This window comes from Herbaspirillum sp. RV1423 (assembly GCF_000577615.1).
GTDB lineage: Bacteria > Pseudomonadota > Gammaproteobacteria > Burkholderiales > Burkholderiaceae_D > Herbaspirillum.
Genome location: NZ_CBXX010000028.1, coordinates 1 through 13,548, shown reverse-complemented (window position 1 = coordinate 13,548; position 13,548 = coordinate 1). Strand labels below are relative to the sequence as shown.

General features: G+C 62.7%; 13 protein-coding genes. 8 read left to right on the top strand and 5 right to left on the bottom strand.

Annotated elements, in window-relative coordinates; translation table 11 throughout:
* Positions 1 to 38: 38 nt before the first annotated feature.
* The 4 genes from RV1423_RS20160 to RV1423_RS20145 form a co-directional block, all read right to left on the bottom strand.
* The gene (locus tag RV1423_RS20160; RefSeq protein ID WP_034300576.1) at positions 39 to 1,205 is read right to left on the bottom strand and encodes an ABC transporter substrate-binding protein; all 1,167 of its coding nucleotides are present in this window, start codon (positions 1,203 to 1,205) and stop codon (positions 39 to 41) included.
* 88 nt (positions 1,206 to 1,293) lie between these two features.
* Positions 1,294 to 2,037, bottom strand: a complete 744-nt coding sequence (locus RV1423_RS20155; RefSeq protein WP_034300574.1) for an SDR family NAD(P)-dependent oxidoreductase — start codon at positions 2,035 to 2,037, stop codon at positions 1,294 to 1,296.
* A gap of 39 nt (positions 2,038 to 2,076) precedes the next feature.
* A complete protein-coding gene (locus RV1423_RS20150) occupies positions 2,077 to 2,442 on the bottom strand; it encodes a hypothetical protein (RefSeq protein ID WP_034300572.1) in 366 nt (121 codons plus the stop codon).
* A 27-nt stretch (positions 2,443 to 2,469) separates the two neighbouring features.
* A complete protein-coding gene (locus RV1423_RS20145; protein WP_231502433.1) occupies positions 2,470 to 3,579 on the bottom strand; it encodes an acyl-CoA dehydrogenase family protein in 1,110 nt (369 codons plus the stop codon).
* A 318-nt stretch (positions 3,580 to 3,897) separates the two neighbouring features.
* Here RV1423_RS20145 and RV1423_RS20140 point away from each other — a divergent pair, with 318 nt between their 5' ends.
* Positions 3,898 to 5,421, top strand: a complete 1,524-nt coding sequence (locus tag RV1423_RS20140) for a PAS domain-containing sensor histidine kinase (protein ID WP_051516813.1) — start codon at positions 3,898 to 3,900, stop codon at positions 5,419 to 5,421.
* Positions 5,422 to 5,823: 402 nt separating this feature from the next.
* Complete coding sequence (locus RV1423_RS20135; protein WP_034300567.1) at positions 5,824 to 6,879, top strand: porin; 1,056 nt, start codon at positions 5,824 to 5,826, stop codon at positions 6,877 to 6,879.
* 75 nt (positions 6,880 to 6,954) lie between these two features.
* On the opposite strand, the gene RV1423_RS20130 is transcribed toward RV1423_RS20135, so the two are convergent.
* A complete protein-coding gene (locus RV1423_RS20130; RefSeq protein ID WP_034300565.1) occupies positions 6,955 to 7,884 on the bottom strand; it encodes a LysR family transcriptional regulator in 930 nt (309 codons plus the stop codon).
* 241 nt (positions 7,885 to 8,125) lie between these two features.
* On the opposite strand from RV1423_RS20130, the gene RV1423_RS20125 reads away from it, so the two are divergent.
* From RV1423_RS20125 to RV1423_RS20100, 6 genes are all read left to right on the top strand, one after another.
* Entirely contained in the window at positions 8,126 to 8,683 is a 558-nt protein-coding gene (locus RV1423_RS20125; protein WP_034300563.1) for a nuclear transport factor 2 family protein, read from the top strand.
* Between the two features lie 2 nt (positions 8,684 to 8,685).
* Entirely contained in the window at positions 8,686 to 9,843 is a 1,158-nt protein-coding gene (locus RV1423_RS20120) for an amidase (RefSeq protein ID WP_051516812.1), read from the top strand.
* Between the two features lie 41 nt (positions 9,844 to 9,884).
* On the top strand, positions 9,885 to 11,174 hold the full coding sequence (locus RV1423_RS20115) for a Rieske 2Fe-2S domain-containing protein (protein WP_034300561.1): 1,290 nt from the start codon (positions 9,885 to 9,887) through the stop codon (positions 11,172 to 11,174).
* Complete coding sequence (locus RV1423_RS20110) at positions 11,171 to 11,671, top strand: aromatic-ring-hydroxylating dioxygenase subunit beta (protein ID WP_034300560.1); 501 nt, start codon at positions 11,171 to 11,173, stop codon at positions 11,669 to 11,671. The genes RV1423_RS20115 and RV1423_RS20110 overlap by 4 nt, the downstream gene beginning before the upstream one ends.
* Positions 11,672 to 11,693: 22 nt before the next feature.
* On the top strand, positions 11,694 to 12,656 hold the full coding sequence (locus RV1423_RS20105) for a PDR/VanB family oxidoreductase (protein ID WP_034300558.1): 963 nt from the start codon (positions 11,694 to 11,696) through the stop codon (positions 12,654 to 12,656).
* 115 nt (positions 12,657 to 12,771) lie between these two features.
* Positions 12,772 to 13,131: a hypothetical protein gene (locus RV1423_RS20100; RefSeq protein WP_034300557.1), complete on the top strand. Its 360-nt coding sequence runs from the start codon at positions 12,772 to 12,774 to the stop codon at positions 13,129 to 13,131.
* Positions 13,132 to 13,548 lie beyond the last annotated feature (417 nt).

The window sequence follows — 13,548 nt, the reverse complement described above, 5'->3', positions numbered from 1 at the left end:
CGCGCCGGCCGTACTTCCTGCGGCGGTTGCCGCCGCGTTTATTTCAACAGCGTCCAGTTGCCGTTCTTGACCTGGATCAATTCGCGGCCGCGTTCGTCGAAACCGCTGTGATCGGCCGGCGTCATGTTGTACACGCCCTGGGTCGCGACCAGTTCCTTGGTCCCTTCCAGCGCATCGCGCAACGCGGCGCGGAACTCCTTGCTGCCCGGCTTGGCCTTCTTGGCGGCGATCGGAACCGCGCGCTGCAACAGCAGGCCGGCGTCATACACATTGGCGCCGAAAGTCGCCGGCGCGCTGCCGTACATCCTGGTGTAGGCGCCGATATATTCCAACGCCACTTTCTTGGACGGATTGCTGTCGGGGATCTCCGGCAGGACCAGCATCAGGCTCGCCGCCAGGATGGTGCCGTCGACCTTCTTCTTGCCCAGTTGCAGGAAGGCGGGCAAGGCGGCGCCGTGCGTCTGGTACATCTGTCCCTTGTAGCCCTGGTCCGCCAGCGTCGTCTGCGGCAATACGGTCGCGCCGCCCGGCGCTGCGACCAGCACGGCGTCGGGATTGGCGGCGATGATCTTGAGCGTCTGCGCGGTGACCGAAGTATCGGTGCGCTGATAGCGTTCGTTGGCGACGATCTTGATATTGTTCTTTGCCGCGAGTTCGGTAAAGACGCGGTTCCAGTTTTCACCGTAAGGATCGTTGATGGCGATGAAGCCTATCGTTTTGGTCTTGAGCTTGACCATCTGCTCGACCAGGGCCTTGGCGATCAGGTCGTCGTTCTGGGTGGTCTTGAAGACCCATTTCTTTTGTTCCGTCATCGGCAGCACCACCGCCGCGGTGCCTACCGGCGCCAGCATCGGCACGCCGGCTTCCGCCATGAACGGAATCACGGCGACCGAGTTGGGCGAACCGCTCGGTCCGATGATGGCGTCGACGTTGTATTCGGAGATCAGCTTCTTCACTTCGGTGACCGAGCGGGTCGGATCGCTGCCGTCGTCGAGGGAGATATATTCCACGGTCAGATCGCCGATCTTGGCCGGCAACAGCGGCACGGTATTCTTTTGCGGAATGCCGACCAGCGAAGTCGGGCCGGTCGACGATGTCACCACGCCGATCTTGATCTGTGCATAGGCGGAAGAAGTCGCCAGGGAAGACACCGCGACGATGGCGGTCATCGCCAGCGAAGCGGCAATCGAGCATTTGTGGAACATAGTTTTATTCTCCAAAAGTGAATGACGAAGAGACGATTGCGAACGTTGCCGATGCAGGTGCAGAGACGGATGCAAATGCAGGGCGACGTCAGCGCATGAACAGACCGCCGTTGATATCCAGGCACGCGCCGGTGGCGGAACCGGCATCGGGCGACGCGAGCAGCAACACCGCATCGGCGATGAAATCCGCATTGCCCAATGAACGCGTCGGGATGGTCTGCGTGATCGCCTCGATCTTTTCCGCCGGCACCGACTCGTGCACAATGGGCAGATCCAGCGGTCCCGGCGAGATGGCGTTGACCGTCACCCCCTGGTTTGCCAACTCGCGCGCGAATACCTTGGTCAGCGTCAGCACGCCGCCCTTGGCTGCCGCATAATGCGCGCCGGTGGCGGTGCCGCCGGTCTGGCCGGCGAGCGAGGCGATGTTGACGATGCGTCCGTAGCCGCGTTCGGCAAAGCGTTTTCCGAATACCTGGCACGCAAGAAACGTGCCCTTGAGATTGATCGCCATGACCTCGTCGAACTCGTCCGGCGAGATATCCATCAGCGCCGCAATGCGCGACTGGCCGGCATTGTTGACCAGCACGCTGGCGCCGCCCCAGCGCAGTTCCAGCGCATCGCAGGCGGCGATGAAGTCCTGTTTGCGACGCACGTCCAGGCTCAGCGCCGTCGCGGTGGCGCCGCTGGCGTCGAGACTGGCGGCCACCGCCGTGGCGTGTTCCAGATCGACATCGCCGAGCGCCACCAGATAGCCGGCGGCATGCAGCTTGCGTGCTATTTTTTCTCCCAGTCCGCGGGCGGCGCCGCTGACCAGTGCAATTTTTTGGTTCATGGATGTTCCCGGATAGAGCAAGCGGTTGCGATCATGCGATCAGCCGCCCTGGATGATCAGCGCGCGGCCGATGCGCGCTTCGATGCGACCGTATTTCCACAGGCGTTCTTCGCCGATCATGGTGGTGCGGAACAAGTTGCAACCGGCGATCACCGTATCCAGATCCGCGACGTCGGCCATGATGTAGAAAGTCCACGGCCACGAATCGGACTTGCCCACCATGGTGCGGTCGTCATCCATGGTTCCCAGGATCGTCACGCCCGGCATCTGGCTCAGGGCCGTCATCATCTCGCCGTAGGCTTTCCACACCGCGCCGGTCTGGCTGGCCGGGAGGTCAAAGAAGTTTTGCGTCACGCCCACGCAGAAGAGCACGCGCAAGGGCTCTTTATCGACGATTTGTGTCATAGGTTTCTCCGAAAGGATTGAGTACGGTTACAGGAAGCCCGGCATCGGCGGCACGCCCAGCGCAACTGCGCCGGCGCCGTCGTAGATGCCTTCGCCGAGGAAGGCGTGCTGCTTCACGACCGCTGCATCGCGCAGGTAGCGCTGCAGCGGATGGCTGGAATAAATGGCGGTGGTGCCGGCCAGGCCGAACATGCTCTGCACGATCTGGTTGCCGGCGCGCGCCACTTCGACTGCGGTCAGGCGCAACAGGCTGACTTGTTCCGGCGTGACCGGATTGCCGGCCAGGATCGATTGCCAGACCTCGTCCGTGGCGTCGTACAGGAAAGCCCGCGCCGAGCGCAGCAGCGCCTCGGCCTTGGCGACCTCGATCCTGACGTAGGAGCGGTCCGCCAGCTTCGGCGCGCCGGTGATGGCGACGCGGCCGCCGGCCATGTTGGCGATCTCGTCGATGGCGGCGCGGGCGATGCCCAGGTTCACCACGCCCAGCACTTGCGCCGCGTAGGCGATGGTGGGATAGCGATACAGGGGTTCGTCGATGGTCGGCACGCCGCCGCGGATGAAAGTCCACTCGTCGGCCACGAATTGCTGCGTGACGCGCAAGTCGTGGCTGCCGGTTCCCGCCAGTCCCATCACGTCCCAGTTGTCGACGATCTCGACTTGGCTGGGCGGCAGTACCGCGGTGCGCGGCTTGGAGCCGGCTTGTCCCGGCACCGCCGCGCCGATGCCGACGCCGAGCATGTCGGCGCCCTTGCAGCCGCTGGCGAATTTCCAGGTGCCGCTGACGGTCCAGCCGCCTTCGACCTGCGTGGCCGGCTGGATCGGGAACAGGCCGCCGGCGAATACCAGGTCGGGAGAATCGGCATACAACTTGGCTTGCGTCGATTTCGGCAGCGCCGCCAGGTAGACCGAGGCCGAGCCGAAGCTGGCGATCCAGCCGACCGAGCCGTCGGCTTCTGAAATTTTTTCGACCAATTGCAGGAATGCCGTCGGCGCCAGGCCGGAACCGCCGAAGCATGCCGGCGTCGCCGCCCGGAACACGCCGAGCTTCTTGAGTCTGGTAATGAATTCCTTGGGTACGTGGCGCAGGCGGCCGAATTCGTCGCGGCGCTCGCGGATCTCGCTGAATACTTGCGCCATGTCATCTTCCTTGGCTGCCGCTGTTGTCGCTGTGATGGGTGTTGCTGACGGGGACATCCGATTCTCCAGAGTGCGTTGCTTTTCATCTCATCGCTATCCGTGAGATGCATTCCAGAATCGAGTGTAGGGACAGCGCTTGCCCGGTTCAATCGGGACGATCGGGGAATTTTTAGGTGATATCAGGCGGTCGCGTAAAGAAATCCCCTAGGCGAAAAAACAATATCCGGACATGCGTGGAGCCGAGCCTGGATTTTCCGTCGATGCCGGCGCGGATCACCGACTATAATCAGACAGCCCCGCTCATCTCGCCCACTTCCCATGCCTTCCGAATCGCAATCATCCCAGGAATCGCCGCTCAGTCCGTCCGCCGCGTCGTTCGAGCTGGACGACTTCAAACGCATGATGGAGGCGCTCACCATGTGCATCATCCTGCACGACGCCGAGTCCAAATCCATACTCTGGGCCAATCCTTCGGCCTGCGACGTGCTGGGCTTCACGCTGGAGGAGCTGCTGCCGCTGAAGGCGCCCGACATGAGCCGGCGCTCGCACGAATACCGGCGCGAGATCGGCCGCCAGTGGCTGCATGGCGCCGTGCTGCACGGAACCAACGTGATCGAATGGTGCTATCGCGCCAAGAACGGCGAAGAGATTCTGTCGGAGGCGACGGCGACGCTGGTGAAGCTGTCGCATCAGGATGTGATCATGGTGCAGTTCCGCGATATTGCACGCGAGGAACAGATCAAGCGTGAAATGAAGCGCCTCGAAAGCCGGCTCAAGGAATTCATGCAGGACTCCGATGAGGGCATCGCCGTCCTGCGCAACGACGGCGGCATCGAATACATCAGCGACGCCGGACGCAAATTGCTGGGCGTGCGGCCCGGCCAGCAAACCCCGCGCAGCTTCACCGATCTGTGCGAACCGGCTTCACGCGACGAATTGCTGGAACTGCTGACGCTGGCGCTGCCCGACGCCATTTCATTTCCGATCCGTTACCAGATCGTTCTCAGGAACGGCCAGCGGCGCTGGCATCAGGCCTCCTGCCGCTACATCGAAATCGAAAACGACCTGAAAGGCCACCTCCTGCATTTCCGCGACGTCACCGACCAGGTCGAGGCGGAAGAGGCGCGGCGCCGCAACCAGGCGGCGCTGGAATACCTGGCCCGCCACAACGCCATGGGTGAAATGGCGACCGCCATCGCGCATGAGCTGAGCCAGCCGCTGGCGGCGATCCGCAACTTTCTGGAGGGCGCGATGCTGCGCCTGAACGGCGACGACATCTCGCGCGAAAACATTCTCTGGGGCCTGGAAAACGCCGCGCGCCAGGTCGACCACGCCGCCGCCATCATCAAGAGCGTGCGTGAATATGTGGTGAAGCTGGAGCAGACCGAAACCCTGATCGACATCAACGAGACGATCAATGAGGCGCGCTACTTCATCGAACTCAAGGCGGCCGAAACGCAGGTCGCCGTCGAGATCGCGCCGTGCGCGGAGAAGCTGATGGTGAGTTGCGAGAAGGTCCTGATCGGACAGGTCATCCTGAATCTGGCGTTCAACGCCATCGAGGAGATGAACCGTTTCCCGCAGGAGATGCGCCGCGTGCGCGTCAGCAGCGAACGCGTGGGCGACACCGCCGTGATCCGCGTCGCCGACCAGGGCGGCGGCCTGGATGCGGGACACCGCGAACGTCTGTTCGACGGTTTCTTTTCTTCCAAGGTGAGCGGCAACGGCATCGGCCTGGCCTTGTGCAAGAACATCATCGCGCGCCATCGCGGCGATATCTGGGCGCAACCCGGCGAACCGCGCGGCACCAGTTTCTGCTTTGCGTTGCCGCTGGTGCGCTGAAGGCTTTTATCCCGTTCACTGCGTTGATAAAAAACGACAGACGCGAAAAAATGTGCGGCGCGCAGTATTGGTGACATGTCGCGCCGTCACGCACTTGCATGGTGCCGCAAGACTTTTTGGAAGGTTTTCTTGATGGAAGCCTGCACCGATTTCGACAAGCCGGGTGCAAAGAAAAGCTTTTCAATCTAATGCACTTTCCTCCGATCTTAAAATCAGCCTTGCTTATGTTTTTGATCGATCGCATTCATTTGATCAATCGCAAGCGCACTCCTTAACATCTGCCCTGCATAACGTGCATCACGTCGTCGCGATTCAAGGACAGGCGGCGCGTTGTGTCCACACGCCATGTGCACAGCGCGGGTGTACGCCTCATCCACAACACACTACAGGGAGTTAATTCAGATGAAAAAGAAACTGCTAGCCGCCGCGATGCTCGCGGCCGGCGCGGGTATGGCACATGCCGATACGGTCACCGTCTACGGCCTGATCGATCTCGGCCTGACGTATTATTCCAGCGCGCCCAAGACCGGCGGCGGCAAGGCATCGCTGCTGCGCATGGACAGCGGCATCGCCCAGGGCAGCCGCCTGGGCTTCAAGGGCACCGAAGATCTGGGCGGCGGTCTGTCGGCCTTCTTCACCCTGGAGACCGGCTTCAATGCCGACGACGGCAGTCTCGGCCAGGGCGGCGCGATCTACGGCCGCCAATCCTTTGTCGGCCTGAGCGACAAAAAGCTGGGCAGCGTCAGCCTCGGCCGCCAGTATGATTTCATGGCCAATCTCGGTGGCCAGTACGCGATGGGCGCACTGTCTCCGGCAGGTTCGATGGGCTGGGGCCTGCATGCCGACGCGGCGCACGGCGGCGCGCTGAACAACCACATCTATGCCGGCGACCGCACCAACAACTCCCTGAAGTACAGCAGCGCCAACATGGGCGGCTTCACCATCGGCGCCATGTACGGCTTCGGCGAAGTGGCAGGCAACAACACCGCCGGCCGCACCATCAGCGCCTACACCGGTTACGACAATGGCCCGTTCAGCACCGGCCTGGCCTACACCGACATCAAGAACGCCGCCGGCACCGACTCCACCCGCATGTATGGCATCGGCGCCACTTATCAGTTGGGCGCCTGGAAACCGTTCGGCGTCATCACGCAGGTCAAGAACACCCAGACCAGCGCCAAGGCCAGCACTTATGAACTAGGCACCGTGTATGCGCTGACGGCGTTGTGGGATCTGAGCGCGGCATATCAGTTCCAGAGCCGCAACCAGGGCGTTGGCAATGCGCAGGCGCTGATCGCCATGGCCGACTACAAGATCTCGAAGCGTACCGATCTCTACGTCGGCGCGGTGTATGACCGCGACAAGGGTTACAACGCGTATCCGGTTTTCGGCGGCGGCATCCAGTCGGCCACCGGCAACCAGACCGCCTTGCGCGTCGGCATGCGCCATCGTTTCTGACGCCATGCTGATGCTGTAGTACCGCAAGCGTCGTCCGGCGCAAGCCGGGCGACGCTGCCCAGGACCTGTTGACGCTCAGGAAGAGCGTCCGTACTCCTGCAACAGATCGACGATCAATTGCCTCAGCCAACTGCTGCCGGCATCGCTGTCGAAGTCTTCATGCCAGTGCAGCGTGACGTCCACCGCGGGAATGTCCACCGGCAACTGGTACACCATGAATTCGCCGTGGCCTTCGCTCTGGAACAGCCTGGCAATGCGCAGCGGCAATGTGGCCGCGAGATCGGAGCGGGCGAGGATGCGCGGCAGCACCGAGAAGTGCGGAATATCGAGAGCGATTTTTCTATGAATACCCAGGGCGCGGAAAGAATCTTCGACTTGCTGATGGCTGCTTTCAGCCGATTGCACCAATACATGCGACATGCCCAGAAACTCCTCGAGCGTGAGCTTCCCGGTCTGCGGCAAGCCGTCGCGCTGGCGCGTCATGCACACATAGGATTCGCGAAACAGCAGCTCGTATCGGGTCAGCGGCTTGAGCGCCGGCAGACTGCCAATGGCGAAATCGAGCCTGCCGGTGCGCAGCGCTTCTTCGATATGCGCCGACGCCACCTGTTCCACATGCAGCCGCGTGGAAGGCGCCAGCTCATGCAGCTTCTGGCAGACCGGCGGCAGGAAGACCATTTCCGCGACGTCGGTCATCGATGCGCGAAACACCCGCGTGCTGGCGGCGGCGTCGAACCGTTCGGCATAGCGCAGCGCATCCTGCACTGCTTGCAGCGCACGACCGATGGGCTTGGACAACTCGACAGCGGTCGGCGTCGGCTGCATGCCTTCCTTGGTGCGAATGAACAGCGGGTCCTCGAAGATCAGGCGCAGGCGGCCCAGCGCATAGCTGACCGCCGGCTGCGACAGATGCAGGCGATTGCCGGCCTGCGTCAGGCTGCGCTCGTCGGCGATCGCCTGGAAAACCCGCAGCAGGTTGAGATCCATGTTGTTGAACGTCGCCATTACCCCTCCGGTCCGAAACAGTCCAAAAAACACCCCAAAAGCGCCCCAAAAACAGCCCAAATCAGACAGGCAACACCAAAATTAGTGAGGCTTATGTTTAAAATATTTTACATCAATTTGATCTATTTTCATGTCGATTCTAAAATTCATTCCGACGATCACCCAAACCCGTGTGCATCCAGCGCCAGCCCGCCGGCCAGCCTGATCAAGCAACGTTTCATTTATTTATCTGGATGCAGCCATGACACCTGAACAATTGCAGCAGAAGCTGGCTGCGCTGGATGCGCGCCTGACTGCGGTCGAGGACGAACGCGCGGTGCGCAATGTCCTGGCGCGCTACATGAAACTGTGCGACCAGCCTTGCCGCGACCGCGACTTTCCGCAACTCGGCGATCTGTTTGCCGCCGACGCCGTCTGGGAAGGCATCGGTGCGCTCTACACCGAGACCTTCGGCCGGCAGGACGGCCGCGCGGCGATCGTCGCCTTCCTCGGCAACTATCTCGCTCCGCGCTCGACCCATTTCAAGATGAATGCGCATTTCCTGACTGCCGATGCGGTGACCGTGAACGGCGACGCCGCACATGGCCAATGGGTCATGCTGCAGGCATCCACCTATGAGGACGACCGCTCGGAACTGATCGGCGCGCGCCTGACCATCGATTTCCGCAAGCAGGGCCCGTCGTGGCAGATGTCCCATTTCCGCACGCAACGACTGTTCAGCATGCCGTGGAATCCGGCGACGGCGAACCTGGCCGGCGCATTCAACGCAGGCGACACCAACCACAAGGGAGACGCATAAGCATGTCCACCACCGTACCTGGCAGCCACAACGCGCTGCTCGCCCGCTTCAACCTCGGCGGCAGCGGCCATACCGTGGCCATCAAGGATTGCATCGACATTCAAGGCATGCCCACGCGCGGCGGCAGTGCGGCGCTGGCCGACGCCGCGCCTGCCGCGGCGCACGCCGACGTCGTGCGCCGCCTGCTCAATGCCGGCTGGCAGCTCACCGCCAAGGCCAACATGCATGAACTGGCTTACGGCATGACCGGCATCAACGACTGGACCGGCACGCCGGTCAATCCGCAGGACCCTGCGCGCATTCCCGGCGGCTCGTCGAGCGGCTGCGCCGTCGCGGTCGGCGCCGGCCTGGTCGATGTCGCCATCGGCAGCGATACCGGCGGATCGATCCGCTTGCCGGCGGCCTGTTGCGGCGTGATCGGCTTCAAACCGACCTTCGGCCGCGTCAGCCGCGTCGGCGCCTATCCGCAACGCAGTACGCTGGATTGCGTCGGGCCGTTCGCGCGCAGCATGGATCTGATCATCGACGCCATGGCCGCCATCGCGCCTGGCTTCGACCGGGCAGGCGCGAGCGCCGCGCAACCCGGCGCTCGCATCAGACTGGTCGCGACGAACAGCGACGCCGCCATCGTCGCGGCGATGCGCAAGGCCTTCGACGCCGCCGGCTGGCAAGGCGAATCCGTCACGCTGGACGGCATGCAGGAAGCCTTCGACGCCGGCATGGTGCTGATCAACGCGGAGACCTTCGCCGCCTTCGGCCACCTGACCGGCCGCGGCAAGCTGGGCGCCGATATAGAAAAACGCCTGACGCTGGCCGGCGCCACCACCGACGCCGCCGTCGCCGATGCGGAAAAGGTGCGCGCCATGTTCACCGCCAACGTCGACGCCGCGCTGCGGGATGCCGACGCACTGCTGCTGCCGAGCCTGCCGCAATTGCCCCCGACGCTGGAATCGGTGCGCAACGGCGGCTCGGTGCTGGCCCTGAGTTCGCTGGTGCGGCCGTTCAACCTGAGCGGCCATCCGGCGCTGAGCATCCCGGTGCCGCTGGCAGGCGCCACGCTGCGCGCCGGCGTCCAGTTGGTCGGTCGCAAGGGCGAGGACGAAAAAATATGCGCTCTCGGCCTGCATCTGGAACAGGCGCTCAAGCAGGCCGCCATCTGAACACCCGCTACGAATCAACGCAACACCCTTTGGAGAATGCAATGAATGCACCGCTACGCTTCCATCCGAGAAAACCGGACTCTTCCTACGCCGATCTGGCGCAAGGCGCAGTCGTCGATCCCTCGCTCTACACCGACCCGCAGATTTTTGAAGCCGAGATGGAAAAGATCTTTTACAAAACCTGGGTCTGGGTCGCCCACGAAAGCGAATTGCGCAATCCCGGCGATTTCAAGACCGCGCAAATCGGCCGCCAACCGGTGATCGTGGTGCGCGACCGCAGCGGCAAAGTCAATGTGCTGGAAAACCGCTGCCGCCATCGCGGCGCCACCGTGTGCGAAAAGCACAAGGGCAACGCCACCGGCTTCACCTGCCCTTACCATAGCTGGTCCTACGGTCTGGACGGCAAGTTGCGCGGCCTGCCGTATCCGGAAGGCTACGAAGACGTCGTCGAGAAAGCCGACCTGCCGCTGCAAGGCCTGCGCGTGGGCATCTACGCCGGCATGATCTTCGCCAGCTTCAACCAGGACATCGAACCGCTGGAAGACTTCCTCGGCCATGCCCGGCACTGGATCGACCTGTTCATGAAACAAGGCGCCGGCTATCCGATCAAGACCCAGGGCGAACACAAGTTCAGCTTCAAGGGCAACTGGAAAATCCAGCTCGAAAACACCACCGACGGCTACCACTTCCCGGTGGTGCACAAGACATTCCTGCAATCGGTCGATGCCGAAACCTCGGAAATGCTGTCCTTCATGACCGACGACCAGTCGATCACCCGCGCGCTGGGCAACGGCCATAGCGTCATGGTGATGGTGCCGGAACACGTCGATCTCGACATCGACGACGGCAGCGAGCAATTGCAGGAGCGCTTCAGCCACGTCATCGACGAACTGTCGAAGGACATGCCGCCCGAAAAAGTGCGCCGCATCGTGCGCTCGCTGCATGGCGCCGGCTTCAACCTGAACCTGTTCCCCAACGTGGCGATGTCGATGTCGTTCTTCCGCGTGCTGCATCCGGTGTCGGTGACGGAAACGCAGATCCGCCATATCGCGCTCGGCATGGACGGCGGCCCCGAGATCGCCAACCGCGAACGGATGCGCATCCATGAACATTTCCAGGGGCCGTTCGGCTTCGGCAGCCCGGACGACGCGGAAGCGTGGGAGCGCGTGCAGATCGGTTCCTACGCCGGACGCGACGCGCCGATCCTGGTCAACCGCGGCCTCAACCGCGAATGGGTCGACGACAACGGCGACAAGGTGTCGCACTCGACCGACGAAAGCGGCATGCGCGAAGCGTATGCCATGTGGAAAAAGATGATGGAGAAAGAATGAACTATACCGACAGCCTGCAAGGCTTTACCGAACCGCTGGCCAAGGCGATCGCCTTCATCTGGAAAGAGGCCGAACTGCTCGACAGGAAAGACTACGCGGCCTGGTCCTCGCTGTGGAGCGACGACGGCCACTATGTCGTGCCGATCGACTCGGAAGCCACCGATTTCGCCGCGCAACTGAACTACGTCTACGACGATGCGCGCATGCGCAAGCTGCGCATCGAACGCCTGACGTCGGGTTTCGCCATGTCCGCCGCCGACGCTTCGGCCACGGTGCGCACGGTGTCGCGCTTCGTGCCGGTGCATCTGAGCGCCGAGCTGGTCGAAGTCAATTCGGCGCAGATCCTGGTCGGCTACAAGCGCCAGTCCCACACCTTGTTCGTGGCCAACATGACGCATCGCATCCGCTTCGGCGCGGACGGCGCCAAGCTGGAACAGAAAGTGGTGCGCCTGATCAACTCGGCCGATCCGCTGAACGCACTCGGGTTTCTTTTGTAAATCGGCAAGGCCTGGGCGCATCATGAAACTCATCGTAGACAACATCACCGACGAAACCGGCGACATCCGCTCGTTTCGCCTGGTCAGCCCGGACGGCGCGGCGCTGCCGCAATACGAACCGGGCGCGCATATCGACGTCACCGGACCGACCGGCGTCATGCGCCAGTATTCGCTGTGCGGTCCGCTCGACGATGTGCATGCGTATACCATCGCGGTGAAAAAAGAAACCGCGTCGCGCGGCGGTTCGGCGGCGTTGCACGATGCGGTGCGCATAGGCAGCGTGCTGGAAGTCGGCGTACCGCGCAATCTGTTCGCGCTCGACGCCGGCGCCCGGGAACATGTGCTGTTCGGCGCCGGCATCGGCGTGACGCCCCTGCTCAGCATGGCCTACCGGCTGCTTGCGCAAGGCGGGAATTTCACGTTGCATTACTTCGCCCGCGCGCGCGAATACGCCGCGTTCGCCGATCTGCTGGATGCGCCGCCGTTTGCCGGCAAGGTGCGCTTCCACTACGGCGTGCGCGGCGCCGACATGGCGCATTATCTGCAAGCCTGCCTGGACGCGGCCGATCCGCAGGCCCATGTCTATACCTGCGGTCCCGCGCCCTTCATGGATGCGGTGGTAGCCTGCGCCGCGCGCAGCAGGCCGGAAGAAGCCATCCACCTGGAACACTTCAAGGCGGTGGAAACGGCGTCTTCCGCGCCGGGGGGCGATGGCGATGCTGCCTTCGACATCCGGCTGGCCAGCTCCGGCAAGGTCATGCAGGTGCCGCCCGGCGTCTCCATCGTCGACGTGCTGAGCCAGGCCGGCATCTGCATCGACACCTCGTGCCGCGAAGGCATCTGCGGCACCTGCGTGGTACCGCTCCTGGAAGGCGAACCGGATCACCGGGACAACTGCCTGTCGAAAAAGGAAAAGGCCGCCAACGACCAGATCTGCACCTGCGTCTCGCGCGCCCGCTCGGGATTGCTGGTGCTCGATCTCTGACGCCGTTCATTCCTGTTGCAGTCGTCCCGGCGTCGTGAAAACGACCGTACGATAAAACGACCATACGACGCTGGGTCCTGACTTGCGTCAGGACGACGGTGATGTGGAATGTGCAATGAAGGACTCAACGGTATCCGGCGCGCAGCCGGCTTTCCGCACCGGCGAGACACAGGCACCATTCATTCCTGTTGCAGTCGTCCCGGCGAACGCCGGGACCCAGCGTCGTCAAAACGACGATGCGACGCTGGGTCCTGACTTGCGTCAGGACGACGGTGATGTGGAATGTGCAATGAAGGACTCAACGGTATCCGGCGCGCAGCCGGCTTTCCGCACCGGCGAGACACAGGCACCATTCATTCCTGTTGCAGTCGTCCCGGCGAACGCCGGGACCCAGCGTCGTCAAAACGACGATGCGACGCTGGGTCCTGACTTGCGTCAGGACGACGGTGATGTGGAATTTGCAATGAAGGACTGAACGACGTCAGGCGCGCAGCCGGCTTTCCGCACCGGCGAGACACAGGTGCCATTCATTCCTGTTGCAGTCGTCCCGGCGAACGCCGGGACCCAGCGTCGTCAAAACGACGATGCGACGCTGGATCCTGACTTGCGTCAGAACGACGGCGATGTGGAATTTGCAATGAAGGACTGAACGACGTCAGGCGCGCAGCCGGCTTTCCGCACCGGCGAGACACAGGTGCCATTCATTCCTGTTGCAGTCGTCCCGGCGAACGCCGGGACCCAGCGTCGTGAAAACGGCCACACGGCGCTGGGTCCTGACTTGCGTCAGGACGACGGTGATGTGGAATTTGCAATGAAGGACTGAACGACGTCAGGCGCGCAGCCGGCTTTCCGCACCGGCGAGACGCAGGCACCCTTCATTCCTGTTACTGTC